Below are 23,226 nucleotides of genomic sequence, written 5' to 3'. Positions count from 1 at the left end.
TATGGAAATGATAAAGAAACTGAGATTCCGTTTTGTAGCCATTACCATGACTATAGTAACCGTAATGCTCATAGTCATTTTTGGACTGGTGCTGAGTCTCACCCACAGACGTATATATTCAGACAGTGTGAAAATGCTCAGTCAATTGTCCGGAGTGCCTCTCGGTATGAACCAGAACCGTCGTCCGGAAAGACGGGAACGAAACAAGGAAACCAATGTACAGCTTCCTTTTTTCAGGGTTGAAGTGGACAGTAACGGAGAAATCATTGCCACAGACGGCGATTTTTATGATCTGACGGATGAAGACAGCCTCCAGACACTTGTAGATGATGTGCTGTCACGTTCAGACCGAATCGGAGACTTAAGCGACTATAATCTAAGATACTTCCGTTCAATGGCATCTGATATAAAAATGATGGATCCGGGAGCCCAGCCGGCACCCGGCGAGAGTCCTGCAGTAGATAAAGATGGTAAAGCATTGGCAGAAGGGAATTCAGAACAGATACCTCCGGAATTAAGTGGAAACAATAATATCATGCCTCAGGGAGATGATAACTCAAAGTCCATGAGTCAGCCTCAGGAGAATTCCGGCATGAAGGGTTCGGAGCAGCCACCCGAAAACTCCGGTCAGAATATTACAGGAAATGAAGCTCCAAATCCTGAAATAACCAATAAGGAAGATTTTGATCCGGGAGCGATAGGGAAGGAAAACTGGGACGGAAAGAGAAACCGTGTTATCGTTTTTGCCGACATTTCTTCCGAAGTTGCAACCATGCGAAACCTTATCAGAAACTGTATGCTTATTGCTATTCTCAGTTTCCTGGTATTCCTCGTTATAGCAATCTTCTTTGCCAGATGGGCAGTCAAGCCCGTGGAGGACGCCTGGGTTCAGCAACGGCAGTTTGTGTCGGATGCTTCCCATGAGCTTAAAACTCCTCTCACAGTCATACTGACGGATGCGGAAATGCTCAAATCCCGGAATCTGGAGGATGCACAGAAGAAACAGTTTGCCGAAAATATCTTCACCATGGCACATCAGATGCGAGGCCTTGTGGACAGTCTTCTGCAGCTTGCCAGAGTCGATAACGGTGCCATCCAAAAGCAGCCCCAGGAGATAATCGATCTTTCAAAGATGATCTCCGACGAAATCCTTACCTTCGAAGTCCTCTTCTTTGAGAAGGGGCTAATGCTTACAGAAAATGTTCAGGAAGGAATCAGCATCAAAGGCTCAAGACAGCATATCAAGCAGGCTATAGAAATCCTTTTGGATAACGCCCAAAAGTACTCGGATCCAAAGGGTACGGTTACCGTCTCCCTTGAGAAGTCCGGATCACACAAGTGCCTCATAAGTGTTGCGGATCCCGGAGAACAGATATCCGAGGAAGATCTCAAAAACATCTTCAAACGTTTCTACCGCATCGACGAAGCCCGCGCCATGAACCATTCATACGGCCTCGGCCTCTCCATAGCCCAGAATATAGTGACAGAGCATAAAGGTAAGATCTGGGCAGAGTCGAAAGACGGAATCAACACATTTAAAATCGAACTTCCGATGGTATAAAATCATACTGTTATCAGTTTAGTCCCCGGTAGATAAATAAGCTAACAATCAGAGCCGGCTGGCATCCATTTTAAATGGATGCCAGCCGGTTTTTTACAGAAACTTATGATTGAGCCACTTGTTACCCATGAATCGATGCAGGTAGAAAAGTCCTCTTACAAGCCAGTCCAGGCTCATGCCGTACCAGACAGCTATGGGACCGAAGCCGAAAAAGCGGATAAGTATGGTTGACAAGGCGACTCGTGAAAGCCACATGGAAAGAGATGAAACTATCATTGAGTATTTTACATCGCCGGCAGCTCTCAGTCCGTAGGGAGTGATGAAGCTTGGCACCCAAACGAGACACTTCACTAAAGTGATATAGATCATCATGTTAAAACAGATCTTTGCGCTCTCAGGTTCCATTCCGGCCAGAAACATCACCGGCTTACAAAACAGGAATGTCAGAAGGCAGGAAAGGATAATGATATAATCTCCTATCCTCATATGCTTTACAATGTAGTATTTGGCTTCTTCTCTTCTGCCGGCTCCCAGTGTCTGACCGACGACAGTCATGAGTCCCATGCCGACAGCGATGGCGGCAATTCCATTGATGCTCTCAAAGATAATGGTCATGGCCTGGGCTGCTATGGCTGTGGTTCCCAGGGTTGAAACCGAGGACTGGATAGCCAGCTTTCCAAACTGAAACATACCGTTTTCTATGCCGGAAGGGATTCCGATGTAAAGGATCCGCTTTATCATCCCGGGATCCGGCTTTACGAGATAATGCCGTATCACGATGGGTTGTCTCGGAAATCTAAGGGAAACAGTCAGCACTACGGCGGAAAAGATTCTCGATAAAAGTGTTGATAATGCTGCCCCCATTACGCCCCATTTAAAGATGAATATAAACGTGAAATTTCCTATTATGTTAAGGATATTGGAAAGTACGGATATATTCATGGGATACTTGCTGTTTCCGCCGGCTCTGTAAAATGCTGCACAGACCTGATAAAGGCCGATGAAGGGGAAGGATGCAGCAGTAAACCGGAAGTAAACTTTTGAAGCTTCCATGACTGAATCATCTACCGAGCCGAAGATGAGTTTCAGGATTCCGGCATTGAAAATCTCTGCAATAAGCATTACCAAAATAGCGATGACCATGACTGAAAGTACAATCTGCCGGGCGGCTTGATTGGCTTTTTTTGTATCCTTTGCCCCGATATACTGGGAACAAATGATGGTGCCGCCGGTGGCTATGGCCGAGAACATCTGAAGCACCAGGGTATTGATGGCGTCGGTAAGGGATACTGCGGAGATGGCAGCGCTGCCGATACGTGTCACCATCATGGAATCTGCCATACCCATAAAGGAGGTCAGCAGATTCTCTATCATAAGGGGAATGAGAAGTTTACGTAGATCAAGGTCGGTAAACTCAAGATCATCCCAGGAGATTTTGCTTTTGTCATAAAGACGGTCTAAACGAAAAAGATAGTGGTACAAGTAGAGCTCCTTTATAAATGTATATGTATGCGTGGCAATTCAGAGAAGTACAAAGCTGAGGGTATCCATTTAAGTATGGAGCGCTTAGTCGAAATAACCTAAAATGGGATTCCCAGGTGTCTTCAGGACGATTAATCTTTTTCGTTCAAATACTTTTTTATCCTCTGATAAACTTCTGCAACCGGGAGGCCCACTACATTGTTGTAGTCTCCATCTATGCCTTTAATGTACTTGGCGAAAGCACCTTGAATGCCGTAAGCCCCTGCTTTGTCCATGGGTTCAGCGGACTCGGCATAAGTTCTGATCTCTGATTCGGTCATGGGGTAGACATTAACATCCGTTTTAACTGCAAAAGAATCAATGGTAGCCTGACCTGCACTGTCTCTTGCTATGATGGTGACACCGGTGTAGACCTGATGGATGCGGCCCTGTATGGACCGAATCATCTCCTTTGCTTCTTCGTGTGAATGAGGCTTTCCGAGGATATGGCCATCCACGGAGACCACTGTGTCAGCGCCGAGAATAAGGGTCATTTTATTTTGAAGAGATGATCCATGGGAAATGTTTCCGGAATTCAACGGTTGATGATCAGCTGCAGCGGAAATCTCATAATCACTCTCCGATTCCTGCAGCTTTGAAGCGATATCCATGGCCTTGCTTTTTGAGAGGCTGATCACAAGCTCCCCGGGAACAGAGGTGGTGACCTTTTCATCTATATCACTTGGAATGATCTCCGGATTTATACCTATCTGCCCCAACAGCTCCTTTCGACGGGGGGAACCGGAGGCTAAAATAAAACGATCGATACTCATAATTTTATCCTTTCATAAAAAATGTAAGCCTTTACATTTTTGAAATGACTTCATTATACATTAATCCTTTCGGTAATGCCATATCAAAAAAACACATGGTAATAAGGATTATTCTTTTATGGAATTCTGTCATGTTGACAATAATTGTCCGGATAATTAGAATAAAAATATCAAGTAAATTCAATGAGTTTACCGGTTTTATGCCAGATCGGAGTAATGGAATGGGACGAGATGGAAAGATAACCATAAAAGATATAGCGTTAATGGCCGGAGTATCCAAGACTACGGTTTCTTTTTTTCTGAACGGAAAAACAGATAAGATGTCACCGGAAACTGAGGCCAGGATCCGTGAGATGATCGAAAAGACAAATTATCGTCCGAATATCGCTGCCCGAACTCTGAATCAGAAAAAGACAAAGTTGATAGGAGTGATCATCGGAGACATTACAAATTCTTTTTCAAGCAAGATTGTCAAGGGAATCGAGGATACCGCAAGAAAGCATGGTTTTCAGACTCTGATCGGAAATTCTTCTTATGATGCTGAGATGGAAGCAAGTTATGTGAACAGAATGCTGACTCTTGGGGCAGATGGATTTATAATTCAGCCTACACCGGGATTTTATGAGACCTCAAAGATACTAAAGAGGGAAGGAAAGCCCTTCGTATATTTTGACAGTAAGGTTTATGAGGACGATGCCTACTGGGTTAAGACGGACAATTATACTGCTACTTACCGAACCATGGAAAAGCTTATGGAAAAGGGCTATAAAATTTTTCTTATGATTGGGGCGGATCCTTCCAGATTAAGTACCCGTATAGAGAGATCCTCCGGATTTACAGACTGTATACTTGAGAATGGGTACACTTACGAGAGCCTTGAGATTAAGGATGGGGAAATAGATGGTGAAAAGGTTTTGGATTTTGTGAAATCCCATATGAAAGCAAATCATCCTACCCTTGTGTATGTACCTAACTGCTGGGCACTTCCTGAGGTTTATCATGCATTGCAGCCATTAAAGGAAAAGATACCTAAGGAGCTCGGGATCATAGGTTTTGACAATGTTGAATGGGCCATATATTCTGACCCTAAGCTTACAACCATAGTACAACCGGCTTATGAAGAAGGTCAGAAAGCCGCCGAAATTCTCATAGATCAGATTGAAGAAAAGAACTCCGAAAAGCCTCATCAGACCTTGAAGTGCTCTGTGAACTGGCTGGAATCCACCATGTAAATCAAAAAATCCCGACGGTTTGATCCGTCGGGATTTTCTTTATAATGTTGGGTTTTATCGTTTATCTCTGTCGATCATCTCAAGCGAAATGATACCAATTGTTATACATACGATTCCTATGAGTGCGATGACGCCCCAGCAGTGAAGTATGTTATCGATGTTTCCGGCATAAAGAGGATTCTGCATGGACTGGGCTGAGAGCAGATCCATCTTATAACGTATATTGGTTTTCTGAATGTAGTCCACCAGTGACTGAACCTCAGGCACGGATCTGAACTGGTATATGGCTGAGAACAACGCATGCGATGTCAATGAATTGTAATCGGCAACAGAACATATGGCAACTGTTCCCCAGTGGCTGATGGTCATTTTCTCCACGATGACCGCAGGACCTGAGCTGAATGAAAAAATGACTCCCGCAAAAACAAGCTGTATTATGAGGAGGAAAGGCATCACAGTCATGGCAGCTGTGGTTGTCTTTACAATGCAGGATATCATCAGCGCTATCATATCCGCAGAGAAGGTGATGATCCAGAGTGTGATGGCAAAATCCAAAGTAAAGGATCCTGTGACTATACTTTCTTCCGGAAATTTGATGCCATAAAGCTTATATACAACTATGGATATGATAACCTGCAGGAGACACATTATGGCCTGATAGATCATGTGGGCGCCTATATATGCAGTGATATGAAGTCCGGCCCTGTGCTCTCTTTTTACAATTGCTCTTTCACGGCACACCACCTGAATGGAATTAAAGAAACCATTCCATATACATACGCAGACGATGGCAAATGATCCCGCCTTAAGTCTTTCCATGTTGGTGAAGAGGCTCTTTCCCATTACAAATGCCACCATCAGTGCTATGGCAGCAGAAAGGGGAAGACCCTTCCAGTCGCGTTCATTTACAAAGATGCGGAAGAGCTTTCCGAGATAAATATTAACCTGCCCTAACCTTCCGGTGTGAATAGCGTTATCCATTTGCTGCATCCTCATTTCTTTTACAAAATATTTTCTCGGATGGTATATCCGAGGTGCCCTTCATGTGAGAGACACTTCCACCTCAGGGTTCGGAGTAATGGTGTCTCCCGAAGGAGTTTTACCGGATTTTTTCTTGTCGTCAGCGGTGATATTTTCTGAAGCAATCTTCTCTCCTGTTTCAGTTTTTACCTCCGCATCATCCACCTCCGGTTCTGTGTTTTCAACAGATGATGTCGCTTTTTCTGCCTGCAGCTTTGCAAATTTTTCTATGAAAACATCGGCCTGGCCTTCACCGCCCTCTCCCTCGCTGTTGATGGCAAGGACTATGTCTTCCATGGTCTCTTTATTGAAGAATTCCTTAGCTTCGCTGATGCTTCCGTAGAATGCCAGCTGGCCGGTATGGCTGCTGTTCTTTGCCAGAACGATAACTTTGTCAAAGAGGTCGATAACACGGTCCGGTGTGTGGGTGATTACCATAACAATCTTGTACTGATCGGCAATGTTTCTGAGCTGTCTCATAAGATCCCGGGCCATAACTCCGTCAAGACCGGAATCCGGTTCGTCAAGGATGAAAAGACTTGGATCAGCTACGAATTCAACAGCTATGGAAAGACGCTTTCTCTGACCGCCTGAAAGCTTGTCAACCAGTTCATTTTTAACCGCATCAAGACCAAAGAGATCCAGGGTATCCTGGACACGGGCCCTGCGTGCCTCAAAACTTGTATCACTGGGCATACGCATTTCTGCAGCATTGGTAAGGGTCATGATAACAGTATCGTCTCCGCGAAGAAGATCCTGCTGTGGAACCATACCGATCTTGTATTTCATTTTTCCATAGTCATTATAAACGTTAAGGTCACCCTGGGTGATGTCTGCCTTTGCTTTCTCGTAGCCGGTGACGGCATTGATAAAGGTGGTCTTACCTGCACCGGAACCTCCAAGGATCAGAACCATATTGCCCGGTTCTATCTTCAGGTTGATGTCTTTCAGAAGAATCTGCTTTTTGAACATGTTCCGTACGGAACGCTCCTGGATATGGATTTCCAGGTCATGGTTTTTGAAGGTTTCGTGATTATAAGCAAGATAGTCCCCCACAAAAACAAAATGGGTATCGCCAATGTTTATAACATCATAAAGCTCCAGCTTCCTTGAACCTTCAATCTTATTCTGGTTTACAAGGACGCCTCTTGTGGTGTCAATGTCTTCAACGTACCAGCTTCCGTCAGTGTAGCGTACTACGGCATGATGCTCGGATTCTGACCTTGTTTCATCTATGGAAGCTGCCGGTTCGCCCTTTCTGTTTTTCAGATAATCACTGACATGACTATAGATATGATATACCTTTTGCTCCGGATTAAGAGGCACACGCTTCCACTCCAGATTTCCTGCAAACTTCTTCAGGAAAACAAATATGAGCATATCATCGTCTTTTTTAATTCGTATAACATCACCGTTTTTTAAAATGGTATAGGAACCGAATTCCACTTCTGTGTCATTAATAGTTGTGACATTGTTTTCTGTGAGATTGGAATAATGCCAGTTTCCAAAGGTATGGCTGAATTTCCCCTGGTTTTTATCAAGAAGGGGATATTCCAAAGAGATTTTGTCATCATTTTTAAAGTGGAACAGACTCTGCTTTCCGATTGCGAGCTCCTTTTCCACTTTGAACTGCTTGGGAACACTTCCTATTTTTATCACGACGATTTTCGCGGGGTCGACAAGATCTTCCAAAAGTCCGGACATATATACCTCCATTTTATGAACATCGGTCCGGTGAAACATCACTTTCCTTTGAACCGATGTTACATATCAGGCTTTCAGTGAAAACCTGACACAACACAATCCAGGTAAATTATAGCACAGGATTTAATGCTATACCTATTTAATATCGGCTAAGACAGATTATATATAAAAGAAACCGCCGCCATCGGCGACGGTAAATATCAATCGTTGTAACAGGTCAGCAAGGGATAGTCAGTCTGGAGCAATATGATATCCCGGGTTTAACTGCTGCAAATCACTTTCCATACTGCTTATACAGATCAGCATGGGCATAGACCACATTCCATGCACCGGAAGTTTTTCCTGTGACGCAGATATAATGCGAGCCGCTTGGACCTGTAAAGGAAGATACCGCACAGTTACCGGCTTTTGAAACATAACCGGTCTTTGCCATGAGGGCCTTTCCGCCTGTGGACTGGGAATCTATACGTGTCAGGAATTTGTTTGAGAAGCTTATTCCTGAGCTATGCTTGTTGTTTGCCTTTGTGGTGTAGTTTCTGGTTGAGAGAACCGCACTTGCATAAGGATTAGACGCAGCATATTTCATGACCAATGCCATGTCCTTTGCTGTAGTGTAATGATTATCATCGTAAAGACCGGTACAGTTTGTATAGTGAGTAGTTGCGGATATACCAATCTCCTGTGCCTTCTCGTTCATAAGATTTACGAACTGTTTTTCGGAACCGGCAATAAGCCTTACAAGGGCAAGGGCTGCATCGGCTCCGGAAGGAAGTATAAGACCATATAAAAGATCCTTTACGGTCACTATCTCACCTGCCTTGAAGCCACAGTTTGAAGCGTCATTATCATTAACATAATCAATGATATCACTCGTTATCTCCACTTCCTGATCAAGATCGGTAATATGCTCACAAGCTACGAGAAGAGTCATAACCTTGGTCATGGAGGCAGGATACATCTTTGAATCCCCGTTTTTCTCAGCCACGATCATATCAGAGTCCGCATCTACCAGAATCATGAAATTGGCATTTACATCAGGATTGGCTGTAAGGGCAGTTTTGACAAAACCGGTACCGGCAGTTGTAGTTTGAAAGAAGCTGCCGATCTCTGCTTTTGCGGAATTTGATTCAGTGAATGTTTCGAATGTCCCGGTGGTCAATGATGTTGTAGTATCTGTAACAGCTGTCCCGGTTGTCTGTTCAGAAGCTGCTTCAGTCTCTGAAACCTGAGCTGCTTCTGCAGTCGGTGCTGAATACAGAGAGTTTTCCGTTCCGGAAGAAGTTTCTACGACCTGAGTGTTAGTAGTCTCTGAAGTCTGAACAACCTGATCTGCAGCAGCTGTTTCCGAAATCTGAGCAGACTGGCTGGTACCGGAAGCAGTATCCACAGCTTGAGTGCCATCCGAGGATTGGGCAACAGATGTTGAGGTGTCTGAAACTTGAACAGTAACAGAATTACCGGCCTCAACAACCTGAGCAGTACCGTTAGTACTTGTTTCGGAAACTACTGTATCTGAAACCGAAACCTCCAAACCCTCACTCGTTACGGCAGCCTGAGACTCCCCCATCGCTGCACTTAAAGGGCCGTATTCTGAAATGACAACAGCAACCTCATTATCCGCAAGAACCGTAGACGAAATGGACAAAGTTGACATAACCGCCACCATAAGCCCGGCAGTTACTTTCTTTAAATACTTATTGTAATTCTTCATAATATTCACCATACTACTGTCCGCTGGGCGTATTCTCATTGCTGCCGGACAGAAAGTAATCCTCTCCTCATTGGTACGTATATAGTACCACGAGGAGAGGATTTAAATATTACTAAAAGTTTTCGGTTTTCCTTTGATTTTAGAAACAGATATATAGATGAGTAGGTCAGAGCCGGTGGGCATCAGTTTATAAACGTTGAGCTGAGTCGAGAAAAATCAAACTCTGTTCCCTTAGAGCCACTTGGTTCCATTTTCCTTAGCCCCCTCACCAAGTCAGATTTTTCATAAAGAAAATATCTGACATTGGCGAGGGTCTTAGTGGCTCTTAGGGAACAGAGTTTAGATTTTTCCGACGAAGCGACTCGTTTATAAACTGATGCCCACCGGCTCTGACCTACGGCCTAACGGCTTTTAAACTTATTCCGTGGCTTGCTGCCTGTCTTTTCTGGCTTCTGCGCCCTCGGCCGGATGAGACATTCGGGCCCGAAACCAATGAGGTCCTCCCGGTGCTCACGGAGCAAAGCCTCCTTCACAAGCTCATAGTTCTCCGGCTTCTTATACTGTATGAGAGCACGCTGCATAGCCTTCTCATGCGGATTCTTCGGAACATAAACCTCCTCCATGGTGAGAGGATTGAGCCCGGTATAGTACATGGTTGTCGAAACGGTACCCGGCGTAGGATAAAAATCCTGCACCTGCTCCGGAATATAACCCATATCACGGATGTACTCCGCAAGAGTAATGGCATCCTTCAGCCTTGACCCCGGATGACTCGACATAAGATAGGGAACGATATACTGATTAAGCCCCAGCTCCCGGTTGATCTTCTCAAACTCCTTTACAAAGGAATTGTAGACATTAACACCGGGCTTGCCCATCTCTTTCAGAACATTATCTGAAACATGCTCCGGAGCGACCCTCATCTGTCCGGAAACATGGTATTTACAGATCTCCTTCAGGAACTCCTTGTTGGAGTCCGCCATGAGATAATCAAATCTGAAACCTGAACGGACAAATACCTTTTTCACTCCCGGAAGCGACCTTACCTCCCTGAGCATCTTCACATAGTCAGAGTGGTCGACTTTGAGGTTTTTGCAGGGTTCCGGCCATAAGCATTTTTTATTGACACAGGCACCATGTTTGAGCTGCTTATCGCAGGCGGGACCTCGGAACTCAGCAGTGGGGCCGCCAACATCAAAGATATAGCCCTTAAACTCCGGATCTTTCGTGATCTGCTTCGCTTCCTCCAGTACACTCTCATGGGAACGTACCTGGACGATTCGCCCCTGGTGCATAGTGAGGGCGCAGAAATTGCATTCCCCGAAGCAGCCCCTGGCCTGGGTGATGCTTTCCTTTATTTCGCCAAAAGCAGGGATGCCGCCATCCTTATCATAAATGGGATGCCATGCCCTCATAAAAGGCAGGGCGTAAACATCGTCCATTTCCATTTCCGTAAGAGGTGCGGCAGGCGGGTTCTGAACCACAAACATGGCGCCGTCATAGCATTCATAAATACGTTTGGCACTGATGGGGTCGGTATTCCTGTACTGGGTGGCAAAGCTTTCTGCATATTTCCGCTTACTGCTTTTGATATCCTCAAAATCCGGAAGCCTCACGGCATCATAGATTTCATCCTCGTGACGCGTCTTGTAAACAGTGCCCGGAATCCAGGTAATGTCTTTGACCTGGAGCCCTGAGTTAAGAGCATCCGCTATCTCAACTATACTGTGCTCCCCCATTCCATAAGAAATGAGATCTGCTCCGCTGTCCAGAAGTATGGAACGGCGAATGCTGTCGGACCAGTAGTCGTAGTGGGCAAGCCTTCTGAGACTGGCCTCTATACCTCCGATAATGATTGGAGTATGTTTATAGGTTTTTCTGATGAGATTACAGTAAACCGTAGCAGCTCTGTCAGGACGCTTTCCCATAACTCCGCCGGGGGTGTAAGCATCGGTTTTACGATGACGTTTCGCAACGGTATAGTGATTCACCATGGAATCCATGTTCCCGGCAGAAACCAGAAAGCCGAGTCTGGGCTCACCAAATTCCGTAACAGAAGAAGGATTGTTCCAGTCAGGCTGAGGCAGCATGGCAACCTTGTAGCCGTGAGCCTCCAAAACTCTTGAAATGATGGCTGCTCCAAAGCTTGAGTGGTCTACGTAAGCATCCCCGCACACATAGACAAAATCGGGCTGCTCCCAGCCTCTGTCCAGCATATCTTTTTTATTGATCGGTAAAAATCCTTCAAACATATCCTAAATCCTTTAGTTCAAATAAGGGCCAAGTACAGTTGTTATACAATGCAAAAACATTGCACTTACTCATTTTCTGATTTAAACAATGAAATTTGTAATTAATAAAGGTTGTTAGTTTTCCGATGGAACTGAGGGAATTAAAACAATTTGATCCTCTATTATCATATGGCTATGGGTTTAGCGCCGTCTTCTATAGGACAAACGTAACCGGTGGCGGTTCTCTTCTCAAACTCCACCCGGGCTTCCTCAAGTATCTTCGGTTTTTCATAGAGATCAACCGCTGCACAGGCAAGGACCTTTCCTGCATGGATAAGTGCCTTGTGGCCGATGGAGGAGCCGCCGCAGGAAACATTCTGCCAGCTATGACCGGGAGCACCGTTTACAAAACCCGCAACGTGTATCTGCGCTGTAGGTGTCTGCCAGGAAACGTCTCCGACATCTGTGGAGCCTGCCTGAAATGCGGTGCTGTGGAGAAGCGGTACGAGAAAATTATTGAGTCCGCTCTTTCCGTGGCTGCTCTGCTCCTCTGTAAATTCACGAATCTTGTCATCTAACTTTGATGCAAAACCGGGAGCCGGGTTTTCCGGACAGGTGGCGCTGAGAGCCTTTGCGAAGCTAACTTCCTCTTCAGTGTATGAAGGAAGTCCGACCTCCCTGAAATTCTCGTAAAGCACAGTCTCCAGTGTGAAGTTCGGCACCAGATCCGCAGTTCCGTCAATGAAGGTGCGTTCAAAGCTTGTTTCAGTCATAAGCGCTGCACCCTCAGCTATTTTATCGACGCGTTTTAAAAGTTCAACACAGTTTTTTACGATTCCGGCTCTGACCATGTATAAAACCGATGCATGCTCCTGAACAACATTGGGGGAAACTCCGCCGGCATCAGTAATGGCATAATGCACACGACAGTCAGAAGTCATATGTTCCCTCAGGTACTGGACACCGGTATTCATCAGTTCCACTGCATCAAGCGCAGATCTTCCGTGCTCGGGATCTCCTGCGGCATGCGCGGAAACTCCGTGGAAGTCGTAAAGCACCTGAATAGTTGAGTTGTTGGTGCCGGTTTTTATTTCGTTAACATCCTCAGGATGCCAGGTAAGAGCTGCGTCCAGATCCTTCCAGATTCCGTCTCTCGCCATAAAAGCCTTTGCGGCACCGCCTTCTTCTCCCGGGCAGCCGAAAAAGATAACCGTTCCCTCATGCCCTGTGGTTTCCAGATAATGCTTAATTCCAAAGGCAGCGGCAAGAGCTCCTGTTCCCAGCATATTGTGACCGCAGCCATGTCCGGGAGCTCCGTTTTCCAATGGCTTGTGACTCAAAGCTCCCCTCTCCTGGCTTAAACCTGAAAGTGCATCATACTCCCCGAGAATCCCGATGACAGGTCGTCCGGAACCAAAAGTGCCGGTAAAAGCAGTCTCGATATTGTCGAAATGCTTCTCGACCTTGAACCCATTCTCTTCCAAAACCTTCTCATAAAGGGCAGCCGACTTAAACTCCTTCAGACTCAGCTCCGGATTCTCCCAGATACTGTCCGATAAGTCAGTGAAGATTTTTTTGTTCTTTTCGATGAAGTCAATTATTTGCTGTTTTACTTCTGTCATGCAGTCCTTCCCTCCAGGTGATATTTTTTGTGTTCTTTTTTCTATTTTTGATTGTATCGTAAAGTTTCTGTTGCTACCATCAAAAAAGATGCACCTCTCAAGAGATGCATCTTTAATCTATCGAATACTTTCAGGCTTCCAGAACTTTTCCGAGGAAATCCTTGAGACGTGCACTCTTCGGGTGATCAAAAATGTCTTCCGGCGTACCCTCCTCAATGATATTTCCATCCGCCATAAACACAACACGGTTACCCACTTCTCTTGCGAATCCCATTTCGTGAGTTACGCAGACCATGGTCATGCCGGCCTTTGCCAGCTCCTTCATAACCTCAAGAACTTCTCCAACCATTTCCGGGTCCAGTGCTGATGTAGGCTCATCGAAAAGCATAACCTCAGGGTTCATGCAAAGAGCACGAACTATGGCAACACGCTGCTTCTGACCGCCGGAAAGCTGTACGGGATAAGCACTGGCTCTGTCCTTAAGTCCTACTCTTTCAAGAAGCTCAAGGGCTCTCTTTTCTGCTTCTTCCTTGCCGGTTTTCTTGACGATCTGAGGCGCAAGAGTGAGGTTCTCCAGGATGGTCTTGTGAGGAAAAAGATTGAAGTGCTGGAACACCATACCCATGCGCTGGCGGAAGGCATCCAGATTGATCTTTGAATTAACTATCTCCTGCCCGTCAAAGATGATGCTTCCGTCTGTAGGTTCTTCAAGAAGATTTAAGCTGCGGAGGAATGTTGACTTTCCGGAACCGGAGGGTCCGATGACAACCATTACATCGCCTTTATTGATATCGATATTTACACCGTCAAGGGCTTTCAGTTTTCCGTAATTGTAATGTTTTTTCAGGTTCCTTACCTGAATGAGGGCTTTATTATCTGTTGTCACTTTGACGCATCCTCCTCTCTACATGTTCAATGATCTTTGATGTCGGGAAGCACAGGCAGAAGTACAGGAAGGTTGCCATGAGGAGCGGCTCAGCGATGATGAAGGTGGCTGACTGCACGCTCTTGACATTGAACATGATGTCCTGAACTCCGATGGTGTAACAAACGGAAGACTCCTTTATGATGGTGACGAACTCGTTTGCCACAGCAGGAAGGATGTTTTTAACTGCCTGGGGAAGGATGATGTGGTACATTGTCTGCCCCTTGGACATACCGAGAGACCTTGCGGCTTCTGTCTGTCCGCCGTCAACACCTTCGATGCCTCCGCGGATGACTGCACTCATGTATCCGCCGGAGTTCAATGCCAGCGCCACTGCAGCAGGGAAGAATCTCTCAAACTGTATAAAGCCGAGGAAGGTGAATTTCGGCAGTGTGATACAGCCAAATACAATGTAATAAACCAGAAATATCTGAACCAGCATAGGAGTACATCTTACGAACTGTACATATGCGCTTGCGATAAACTTAACCGGATTGAAACGGGCGATAAAATCAAGCCGCTTCTTTCTTTCCATGTCATCTGTCTTTATCTTTTCGAGATGTCTCAAGGGTCTTACATCCGACAAAAGCATAAGTGCCAGTCCAAATGCCAAGAAGAAACCAAAGAATACAGTACATAAAGCAAGCAGAACCGTTACGATCAGGCCCTGCTGGAACATGTTGCTGTAGTTGAGGAGTTTGGTTATGTTGCTCCAACTGATGGTCATACAAAAATTCCTGCCTTTCAAAAGCATAATGATTAAAGTCAATGTAATCATTATAACTTATAGTAATATAAACTGAAAACTGAAAAAATCTCCGGGACAGATGCCCGGAGAAAAATATTAAACTTAAATGCCATATACCGGTTCGATGACCGACTATAATGCGAGCCTCAGAAAACCGGTACCGGATTGCTCTTTTCCTGTATTAGTTAGCTGCAGCCTTGCCGTTCTCGTCAAGCTGACCTTCGAAAACATTAGCCTCATCAGATGCAAGATCCTGAGCAGTAGCAATGTACTCAGCCATTGATCCGTCTGAAAGTGCATTGTTGATAACAGCATTTACTGCAGGTGCGAGATCGCTGCCCTTCTTAAGAGCGATAGCAGAACCTTCTGCTTCATATGGAACATCCCATGCAATCTGAAGCTGAGGATAGTTCTTGATGTACTGCTCTGCAACGGCTGTCTCGATGAATGCGCCCTCGAGTTTTTCGGAAACAAGCTCTGAAATGATGTCTGTAACCTTTGTAAGACCGATGATGTTGGCATCAGGAGTATTCTTCTCTGCAAGACCCATCTGGATAGAACCGTTCTGTGCGCCTACCGGAAGACCCTTGAAAGATTCGAAATCTTTATACTTATCAACATCTGCCTTACGGATAACAAATGCCTGTCCGCCTGTGTAGTAAATGTCTGAGAAATCAAAGGTCTCTTTACGCTCAGGGCTTGGTGAGAAACCTGAGATACCGAGATCGATGTTGCCGTTCTGAAGCTCCATAAGGATACCATCAAAATCGATAGTAACTACCTGAAGTTCGAGGCCTAAATCATCTGCGATTCTCTGGGCAAGTGCCATGTCAAAACCTGCAAGTTCCGGAGTACCGTTGTTAACGTGATAGAACTCGTATGGTGCAAAGTCAGGTGAGGTACCAACTGTAAGTTTTCCCGGTGTGATTGTTGTGAAATCTGTCGGGATCTCTGCGGTTCCTTCTGATGCGGTATCTGCCTTGGATTCTTCGGCAGCAGCTGTAGTCTCTTCGGCAGCGGTTGTGGCAGCCTCTGTAGCAGCTTCTGTTGCTGCGGCAGTTGTAGCGGCAGCAGTTGTTTCTGCGGGCTTGCTGGATCCGCAACCTGCAAGTGATGCAGCGGCAAGTACAGCAGCCATAAGTACTGTAAGATTCTTTTTCATATTGTCCTCCTCAAACCCTTTGCCTAAGTTATAAATAAAAATAGTTTTATAACTTGGGAGTTTATACTGTTGCAAGAAATTATAGACCTTTTATAAAGGAAATCAAGTATTTTTATTCATGAAAAATGTACTTTATAAACGCAATATGCAAAAAAATATGCATAAATCAGAGAGCCGGTCAGGATTTATGCATAAATTTGGCTATTGTCGGAGTAGAACCGGCATGTATCAATTTAATAACAGAGTGTAATCGGCCTAATGTTATAAAATGGATGTCCGACGGTTTAATCAAAAAGGGCATTAAAGTATATCTTTTATCATGCTATGCCTGCCGTCTTTTGATTCAAAGACTCGTATCTCACAGTTTTTTGGCTTTGGCCGCCAGCAGATGCCGTTTGACCTGTCCAGAAGATAGCCTGAAAGGGGGCGCATGATGCCGCCGTGGCAGGCAACCAGGACATTTTCGTATTCTTTTTGCTCCAGTTCCTTCAGGAAGGAATGACTGCGCCCGATGAGCTCTGAAAGCTTTTCAACTGTTGCCGGTGCCGGGAAGAGCTCCGGCATGGACCAGTAAAGCACCATGGCAGGGTTCAGAAGATAATATTTCTTTTGCTCATATTTTCCGAAATCGGCTTCGATCAGTCTGTCATCTATGATGATCTCCGAGCGGTCAACATTGCCAATGATGGAGCCCGTAACTATGGCGCGGTCCAAAGGGCTTGAGTAAACCGCATCAAATTTTATATCGCCAATCTTCTCTCTGGCGGCTTTCGCCTGGGCTATTCCGGTTTCGTTCAGGGGTTCATCGGTCCTCCCCTGCATGAGCCTCATTTTGTTTAAACGGGTCTGGCCGTGTCTCGCTATCCAGATTTTCATATAAAATTGATTCCTTTCGAAATACATTTATTGAACAGAAAACAAATGTTTGCTATAATAATAGCCAGTCGGCGGGGTGGTGCTTCCACTGATCTGAGCTTGAAAGAGAGGTGGTGCTGATGAATGTACGTCAAATGGCCGGATTTAATCCAGTTTGTCATTATGATATGTGCTATAGTCACGTTAGTTTTGTTTTTTGTAAAATAAAAACGACCACCCTGATCCTGGCAGACTAGGTGATCGTTTCTTAAATCATTTTATCGCCAGATCGGATGGAGGCACCCATCTCTGCCGGCTGCTTGATAATTAAAGTATATCAGCTTAAAAAGATTTGTCAATTCGGCCATAAAAAGTTCACTTATTAGAAGAAATCTTACATCTTGCTACTGTGCAAAATATTTCTTGTGAGATGTAACGATCAAAAGTAGCATTGATGGTAGCTTTACCTTGCCTTTCAACGCAAAGGAAGGAGCTGCCAAATCTGTTTCCTATCGTCGGATTTCAGAGGTGCCAGAAAGATTTCCCCATTGTCCCCTGCAGTTAAGGCCTGCTCATCTTCGCTTTTCAATAATATGTAATAACCGTCATCTGAACCCTTTTTTATAAACCAGCTGCCGGCAGTCTCGCTTTTTTCTGCCGGGAATGCCAGCTGTGTCAAATCTTCATCATGTTCTTCTGCAGTGTTTTCTGATTGTTCCGCCACATCAAGATACATGTTCTCCGGAACCAGGTGTATAAATGCTCTGTCGCCGTTAGTTTCAATCTTTACTCCGGTTATTTCACACCCCGCGCCTTCAAGGGGCGTAATAGTTCTGATTCCGCTGAATCTCTCGGATGTATTATCTCTGAGATATACCTGGTATGAAAAGTCAGAGTATCGTTTCATGGCAAGGAGACTCCCTGCGATGCCTGAGCTGCTGCAGATGGAAAAATATATCATACAGGCAAGCATAAGCATTGAGATACGTAATGGTTTGAGATATTTATTTCTGAATTTCCACTTCTTCAAAATCACTTCATCCATCAGGATATCCGACTGTCTTACGGTATTCATCCATCCTGAGCATGATAGAGGGATAAGGCAAACGAAATAGGGTAATGTGTACTGCCCTTTTGCTTCCCAGACAGTATGGAACAGAAATCCTCCGATAAATATCACGGCAAAGCACAGAGAGACATTATCCTTCCTTGAGAACATGGCAAATATCAATGCTCCGGCTATAATCCAGAACTGGAGCAGATTAAGCAGTTTTGAGATCCTTTCGCTGCGATAAACTGACAGGAACTCCACTATCCAGCCCGGACTTTTGAAATCTGAGGCAGTACTCAGGCCCTGATTTATCCAGAAAGCCTGAAAATCAGGATTACACCATTGGGATATATTCTTTCCGGAGAAAAAGCTGACAGCCATAAGAGGTTTTTCGGCAAATTCATTTAGCCTTTCTTTCAGATCCACAAGGCATCTTTCTGTCTGAAGATTTTTGTCGAAACCTGCCTTCTTGTAGGATACGTAATTATACTCGTTGTACCAGCCATTAAAGCGTTTAGGGTTATCCTGAAGGCCCATGACAATAAAGGAAACACTTGATAAACCTCCTTTTTTGTCTATGCCGGTTAGTTGTTTCATCAGAAAACCGGGAACAATGGAGCCGAAGCTTAACGTAAAGAGAATACAGAAAAATGCCGCAAGAGTTCTCAGATTCCTTCTTTTCAGAAGCTCCATCAGGCAGTAGATACCTAGCCCCAGAGTGAAGATCATATAGTTTTGTTTGATGAGAACAGAAAATGCGCTTAATGCCACTGCCGCTGCAAGCTTCCACCGGCCCTTTTCTTCCATAAAACCATAAAGATAATACAGGCTGCCTATGCCTGCGGTTAAACCAAGAATGTTACCGTATACGAAAGTAACATACAGAGCCAGGGGAAGAAACATAAGAAGAACCACACAGTTCAAAATGCTTGTGGGAACATCAAATATTTTCTCTGTCAGGGAACGCATGAATCCAAACAGCAGCCCAAGGGCCAGGACATTGATCAGTCGGAAGATAAGATAATTGTTGCTTCCGAAAATGACAGTCAGGCAGTACATAATAAGCACAATGCCATATTGATTCGGATAGTAATCAAGATACCCTTCCGGTTCAAAGCATGAATAATCATGGTTCAGGATCTCTTCTGCGCAATCGACAACATACTTCTGATCTGATCTCGGGATATGCTGTGTTGTGACCACAAAAATGAAACACATAATTGTAAAGGCCAAAAGCATTACCCCGGTCACCTTTCGGTGATCAATCCGATGCAAGACACTATCCTTCAGTTGTTTTTCCTTAAAACGTTTAAAGCTTCTGAAAATCAGCGTCATAAGGAATAGTATCACCACAGAAAACAGCAGATTCTGAACCATACTGTCATGAATGATATAGGACCGCTCATTCATGTCACCCAGTCTTACTGTCGAGTATCCGGTTACTATAAAGAGCCAGAAAATGAAGCAGAAAAAAATACCCCATGCGATTTTAGCCGCGAAATCTGCTATTAGCTCATATACCTTACCCATTGAGCCGGGGGAATCGTTATTTTGTTTTTCATAATCTATGGAGATTTTAGTATTCATAAACAATATTTCAATACTCATCTGTTATGGTTCTGCATAAGCTTTTATATCTGACAATCAGATTAAGATATTAAAGCTCATATGTAAACCGGAGTTCTTTTACGTTTCTATCGGATAGACAGACTACTAACTATCCGGTTCTGAAACAGTTTCCGTATACGTCCGTTCACTTATTATATATCTTGGACGTGCTTTTACCTCTATATATGACTTCCCTACATACTCACCTATGATGCCAAGAGCCAGCATGTTTGCCCCGCCAAAAAAACATATGAGACATATCAGACTCGCCCAGCCGGCTACAGTGCTGCCATTAAAGAATCCAATAACTGCCCAGACAATTCCAAGGAATGAAATAAAGGTAACCAGCGATCCAAATCCGATGATGATTCTGATAGGTTTTATGGTAAGGCTGGTAATTCCGTCAAAGGCAAGAGCCAGCATCTTTGACAATGGATAATGACTCTTTCCGGCCATTCTTCCGTGCCTTTCATAGTAAACAACGGTACTGGGAAAACCTACCAATGGAATCAGGCCGCGAAGAAACAAGTTCACCTCATGAAAATTCGCAAACTCCCTCAGAACCTTTTTGGAAATGAGCCTGTAATCTGCATGGTTGTAAATGACCTCAACCCCGCCTACTGTATCGAGCATTTTATAGTAGCTTTCTGCTGAGAATTTTTTTAAAAAAGAATCATCGGCTCTCTTAGACCTGACTCCATAAACTACTTCATAGCCCTGTGAATATTTTTCGATCATTTCGTCCATGGCATTGATATCATCCTGCCCGTCACAGTCAATGGAAATGGTTATATCGCAAAATTCCATTGCTTCCAGGAGCCCTGCCAGAAGAGCATTCTGATGCCCTCTGTTCCGGCTTAGGGAAATGCCTATGAAATGAACATTTGCTTCTGAGTACCCTTTAATAAGTTTCCAGGTACCGTCACTTGACCCATCATTAACAAATAAAATCCGGGACTCATCACTGATCTTTCCCTGAGATATGAGCTCATTTAACTTCTTCAGAAATAAATCCGAAGTAATGGGAAGCACCTGTTCTTCGTTGTAACAGGGAATCACAATATATAATTTCGGTTTTGAACATGCACCATTTGAATTATTGATGACCAAGTTCATTCCTCCTCATCTCAAACTCTTCGCTGTCTGGCAATTGTTACCACATCCGATACATATTTTTCTTTTTTTACATAATCCGCAAGATATGGGATACAGAACATGACTTTCCCACGTTCCGGAGAGGCGATTATTCCATGATTTATGAGATATGTATTAAGTCTAGATGCATACTAATTATGTATTAGATTTAGAAATATGTATAGTTAAAAGTACCTCCGGCCGGAAATGATCCAACCGGAGGTTTACATTGTCAATGTTTTTTTGTCAGCTCAATGAAATTCCTTAGAATCTTTTCTCCCTCCGGGGTCATGATGGACTCGGGATGGAACTGAACGCCGTAGACATGGTTGGTACGGTCCTCCACAGCCATGACTTCTCCGTCGGTGGTGATGCCGCAGACCTTCAGATCGGTGTCTTTCAATGTTTCCTCCACCACTGCAAGGGAGTGATATCTTGCGACCTTGATGACCTCGGGAAGATCTTTGAAAAGTGGGCAGTCGGAGTCGATTTTTGTATCAGACTGCTTGCCGTGCATGAGCTTCTTCGCGTAGCTCACAGTGGCGCCATAGACCATGCATATGGCCTGCTCTCCGAGGCAGACTCCGAGAATTGGAAATTCGCCCTTTAAATCACGTATGACTTCGGGGCAGACTCCCGAATCTTCAGGCCGTCCCGGTCCCGGTGAAATAATGATTCCGGCAGGCTTCAGATTCCTGATTTCATCTACCGTCAGTGCATCGTTACGAACCACCTTAAGGTCAGGCTCGATGCCGCCCACCATCTGATAAAGGTTATATGTAAAGCTGTCGTAGTTGTCGAGTAATAAAATCATAACTCCTGGCCCTCCTTCAGCGCCGTTACCACTGCCGCTGCTTTATTGATGCACTCCTGGTATTCCTTCTCCGGCACGGAATCCGCAACTATACCCGCACCGCTGCGAACAAACACCTTTCCATTCTTTTTGTATGCAATTCTGATGGCGATGCAGAGGTCGAGATTTCCCGTAAAATCTATATAGCCGATGCCGCCGCCATAGATGCCGCGTTTGTTGTTCTCAAGATCGTTTATGAGTTGGCAGGCGCGGATCTTCGGGGCACCTGATAATGTTCCCGCCGGAAGTATTGAACCAACCGCGTCAAGGGCGTCGCAGTCATCTCTTATCTCACCCCGCACCGTTGAGCCTATGTGCATTACGTGACTGTAGCGCTCAATCTGATGATATTTTTCTACTTTCACAGAGCCGAATTTACTTATGCGGCCGATGTCATTTCTTCCGAGATCCACAAGCATGTTGTGCTCTGCCAGCTCTTTCTCATCCTGAAGAAGATCTTCCTCAAGGCGCTTGTCTTCCTCTTCTGTTTTGCCGCGGGGTCTGGTGCCTGCCAGAGGGAAGGTATGAAGAACCCCGTCCTGAAGCTTGACCAGAGTCTCCGGTGAAGCCCCCGCAACCTCCAGATCAGCGCTGGAAAAGTAAAACATGTAAGGTGAGGGATTTAACGTTCTCAGAATCCTGTAGGTATTAAGGAGTGAACCCTTATAGTCTGCTTCAAGTCGGTTGGAAAGAACGATCTGGAAAATGTCTCCCTCATGTATATAATGCTTCGCTTTTTCCACCATGCCGCAGAAGTGCTCCTTATCAAAAAATGGCCGTACTTCGCTGAGAATTCTGCCGGGTTCCTCCTGTTTCGGGGCACCTGTTTTTAGAAGCTTCACGATATTTTCAATCTCCATCTCGGCATTGTGATAGGCGCTTTCTCCGCCTGAAAGCTTCATGTCAACGATGACCATTATTTTCTGCTTCAGATTATCAAAAGCGATAACCTTGTCAAAAAGCATCAGGTCAATGTCATTGAAATGCTCTGTATCCTCCGCATCCAGATTCAGAGTCGGCTCATAGTATTTCAGGTAGTCATAGGAAAAGTAGCCTACAAGCCCGCCGGTAAAAGGCGGCATCCCGGGCATCTTCGGCATTTTATACTCATTCAGAAGCTGTCTTATGTAGTCGTCGGGACGATAGGTTTTAATGTTAAGCCCACCGGCCTTAAACTCTCCGTTGAGACAGGTTATCTCCATCTTTGGGTTAAAGCCTATAAAGGTGAATCTCCCCCATTTGTCCCGTCCTTCAACGGATTCAAGCATGAAAACATGATCTGAAACATTTTTAAGTATTCTGAGTGCTGTGATGGGGGTGAGGAAATCCGAAAGTATCTCACAGGCCACCGGAATATATTTGTAGCTTGCATCGTTCTGGTACTGCTTTACTTTTTCATAAGATGGAATGATCATTTGTGAAATCTCCTTTCAAAGATCTCGCTGCGCTAATATGTAACATAAAGAATACCATTTGATTTTAGATGATTCATAAACCAGCTTTATAAGCTAGGCG

General features: G+C 44.8%; 17 protein-coding genes. 2 read left to right on the top strand and 15 right to left on the bottom strand.

Features of this window, described 5'->3' with window-relative positions; genetic code table 11:
* The first annotated feature begins 1 nt into the window (after position 1).
* Positions 2 to 1,561 carry a sensor histidine kinase gene (locus BLV86_RS04270; protein WP_175456440.1) on the top strand — a complete coding sequence of 520 codons (1,560 nt, stop codon included), beginning with the start codon at positions 2 to 4 and terminating at the stop codon, positions 1,559 to 1,561.
* A gap of 93 nt (positions 1,562 to 1,654) precedes the next feature.
* Here BLV86_RS04270 and BLV86_RS04265 read toward each other — a convergent pair whose 3' ends face one another.
* Both BLV86_RS04265 and BLV86_RS04260 read right to left on the bottom strand, forming a co-directional pair.
* A complete protein-coding gene (locus tag BLV86_RS04265; RefSeq protein WP_242873233.1) occupies positions 1,655 to 3,043 on the bottom strand; it encodes an MATE family efflux transporter in 1,389 nt (462 codons plus the stop codon).
* Positions 3,044 to 3,174: 131 nt separating this feature from the next.
* The gene (locus BLV86_RS04260) at positions 3,175 to 3,855 is read right to left on the bottom strand and encodes a Maf family protein (protein ID WP_090815249.1); all 681 of its coding nucleotides are present in this window, start codon (positions 3,853 to 3,855) and stop codon (positions 3,175 to 3,177) included.
* Positions 3,856 to 4,076: 221 nt separating this feature from the next.
* On the opposite strand from BLV86_RS04260, the gene BLV86_RS04255 reads away from it, so the two are divergent.
* Complete coding sequence (locus tag BLV86_RS04255; RefSeq protein ID WP_090815248.1) at positions 4,077 to 5,087, top strand: LacI family DNA-binding transcriptional regulator; 1,011 nt, start codon at positions 4,077 to 4,079, stop codon at positions 5,085 to 5,087.
* A 54-nt stretch (positions 5,088 to 5,141) separates the two neighbouring features.
* Here the strand turns inward: BLV86_RS04255 and BLV86_RS04250 are convergent, their stop codons facing one another.
* The 13 genes from BLV86_RS04250 to trpE form a co-directional block, all read right to left on the bottom strand.
* Positions 5,142 to 6,068, bottom strand: coding sequence for an ABC transporter permease (locus BLV86_RS04250; RefSeq protein ID WP_031550778.1), 927 nt, complete (start codon positions 6,066 to 6,068; stop codon positions 5,142 to 5,144).
* 60 nt (positions 6,069 to 6,128) lie between these two features.
* Entirely contained in the window at positions 6,129 to 7,811 is a 1,683-nt protein-coding gene (locus tag BLV86_RS04245; protein WP_175456439.1) for an ATP-binding cassette domain-containing protein, read from the bottom strand.
* Positions 7,812 to 8,085: 274 nt separating this feature from the next.
* Complete coding sequence (locus BLV86_RS04240; RefSeq protein ID WP_175456438.1) at positions 8,086 to 9,522, bottom strand: D-alanyl-D-alanine carboxypeptidase family protein; 1,437 nt, start codon at positions 9,520 to 9,522, stop codon at positions 8,086 to 8,088.
* Positions 9,523 to 9,923: 401 nt separating this feature from the next.
* Positions 9,924 to 11,774: a YgiQ family radical SAM protein gene (locus tag BLV86_RS04235; protein WP_090815245.1), complete on the bottom strand. Its 1,851-nt coding sequence runs from the start codon at positions 11,772 to 11,774 to the stop codon at positions 9,924 to 9,926.
* A 164-nt stretch (positions 11,775 to 11,938) separates the two neighbouring features.
* On the bottom strand, positions 11,939 to 13,375 hold the full coding sequence (locus BLV86_RS04230; RefSeq protein ID WP_090815244.1) for a M20 family metallopeptidase: 1,437 nt from the start codon (positions 13,373 to 13,375) through the stop codon (positions 11,939 to 11,941).
* Between the two features lie 130 nt (positions 13,376 to 13,505).
* A complete protein-coding gene (locus BLV86_RS04225) occupies positions 13,506 to 14,261 on the bottom strand; it encodes an amino acid ABC transporter ATP-binding protein (protein ID WP_031550794.1) in 756 nt (251 codons plus the stop codon).
* Positions 14,248 to 15,027 (bottom strand): amino acid ABC transporter permease, encoded by a 780-nt coding sequence (locus BLV86_RS04220; RefSeq protein WP_090815243.1) that lies wholly within the window; start codon positions 15,025 to 15,027, stop codon positions 14,248 to 14,250. Before BLV86_RS04220 ends, BLV86_RS04225 begins: the two co-directional genes overlap by 14 nt.
* Positions 15,028 to 15,229: 202 nt before the next feature.
* Entirely contained in the window at positions 15,230 to 16,210 is a 981-nt protein-coding gene (locus BLV86_RS04215) for a transporter substrate-binding domain-containing protein (protein WP_090815242.1), read from the bottom strand.
* 300 nt (positions 16,211 to 16,510) lie between these two features.
* Positions 16,511 to 17,086: a histidine phosphatase family protein gene (locus BLV86_RS04210; RefSeq protein ID WP_090815241.1), complete on the bottom strand. Its 576-nt coding sequence runs from the start codon at positions 17,084 to 17,086 to the stop codon at positions 16,511 to 16,513.
* A gap of 454 nt (positions 17,087 to 17,540) precedes the next feature.
* Positions 17,541 to 19,703, bottom strand: a complete 2,163-nt coding sequence (locus tag BLV86_RS04205) for an ArnT family glycosyltransferase (protein ID WP_090815240.1) — start codon at positions 19,701 to 19,703, stop codon at positions 17,541 to 17,543.
* Positions 19,704 to 19,829: 126 nt separating this feature from the next.
* The gene (locus tag BLV86_RS04200; RefSeq protein WP_242873232.1) at positions 19,830 to 20,834 is read right to left on the bottom strand and encodes a glycosyltransferase family 2 protein; all 1,005 of its coding nucleotides are present in this window, start codon (positions 20,832 to 20,834) and stop codon (positions 19,830 to 19,832) included.
* Positions 20,835 to 21,090: 256 nt separating this feature from the next.
* On the bottom strand, positions 21,091 to 21,672 hold the full coding sequence (locus BLV86_RS04195) for an anthranilate synthase component II (RefSeq protein ID WP_090815238.1): 582 nt from the start codon (positions 21,670 to 21,672) through the stop codon (positions 21,091 to 21,093).
* Positions 21,669 to 23,126: an anthranilate synthase component I gene (gene trpE, locus BLV86_RS04190; protein ID WP_090815237.1), complete on the bottom strand. Its 1,458-nt coding sequence runs from the start codon at positions 23,124 to 23,126 to the stop codon at positions 21,669 to 21,671. The genes BLV86_RS04195 and trpE overlap by 4 nt, the downstream gene beginning before the upstream one ends.
* Positions 23,127 to 23,226 lie beyond the last annotated feature (100 nt).

Origin of the sequence: Oribacterium sp. KHPX15 (assembly GCF_900107835.1) — a bacterium.
GTDB lineage: Bacteria > Bacillota > Clostridia > Lachnospirales > Lachnospiraceae > Oribacterium.
Note: the sequence above shows the minus strand (reverse complement) of the source record. Positions and strands in the feature narration are given on the sequence as shown.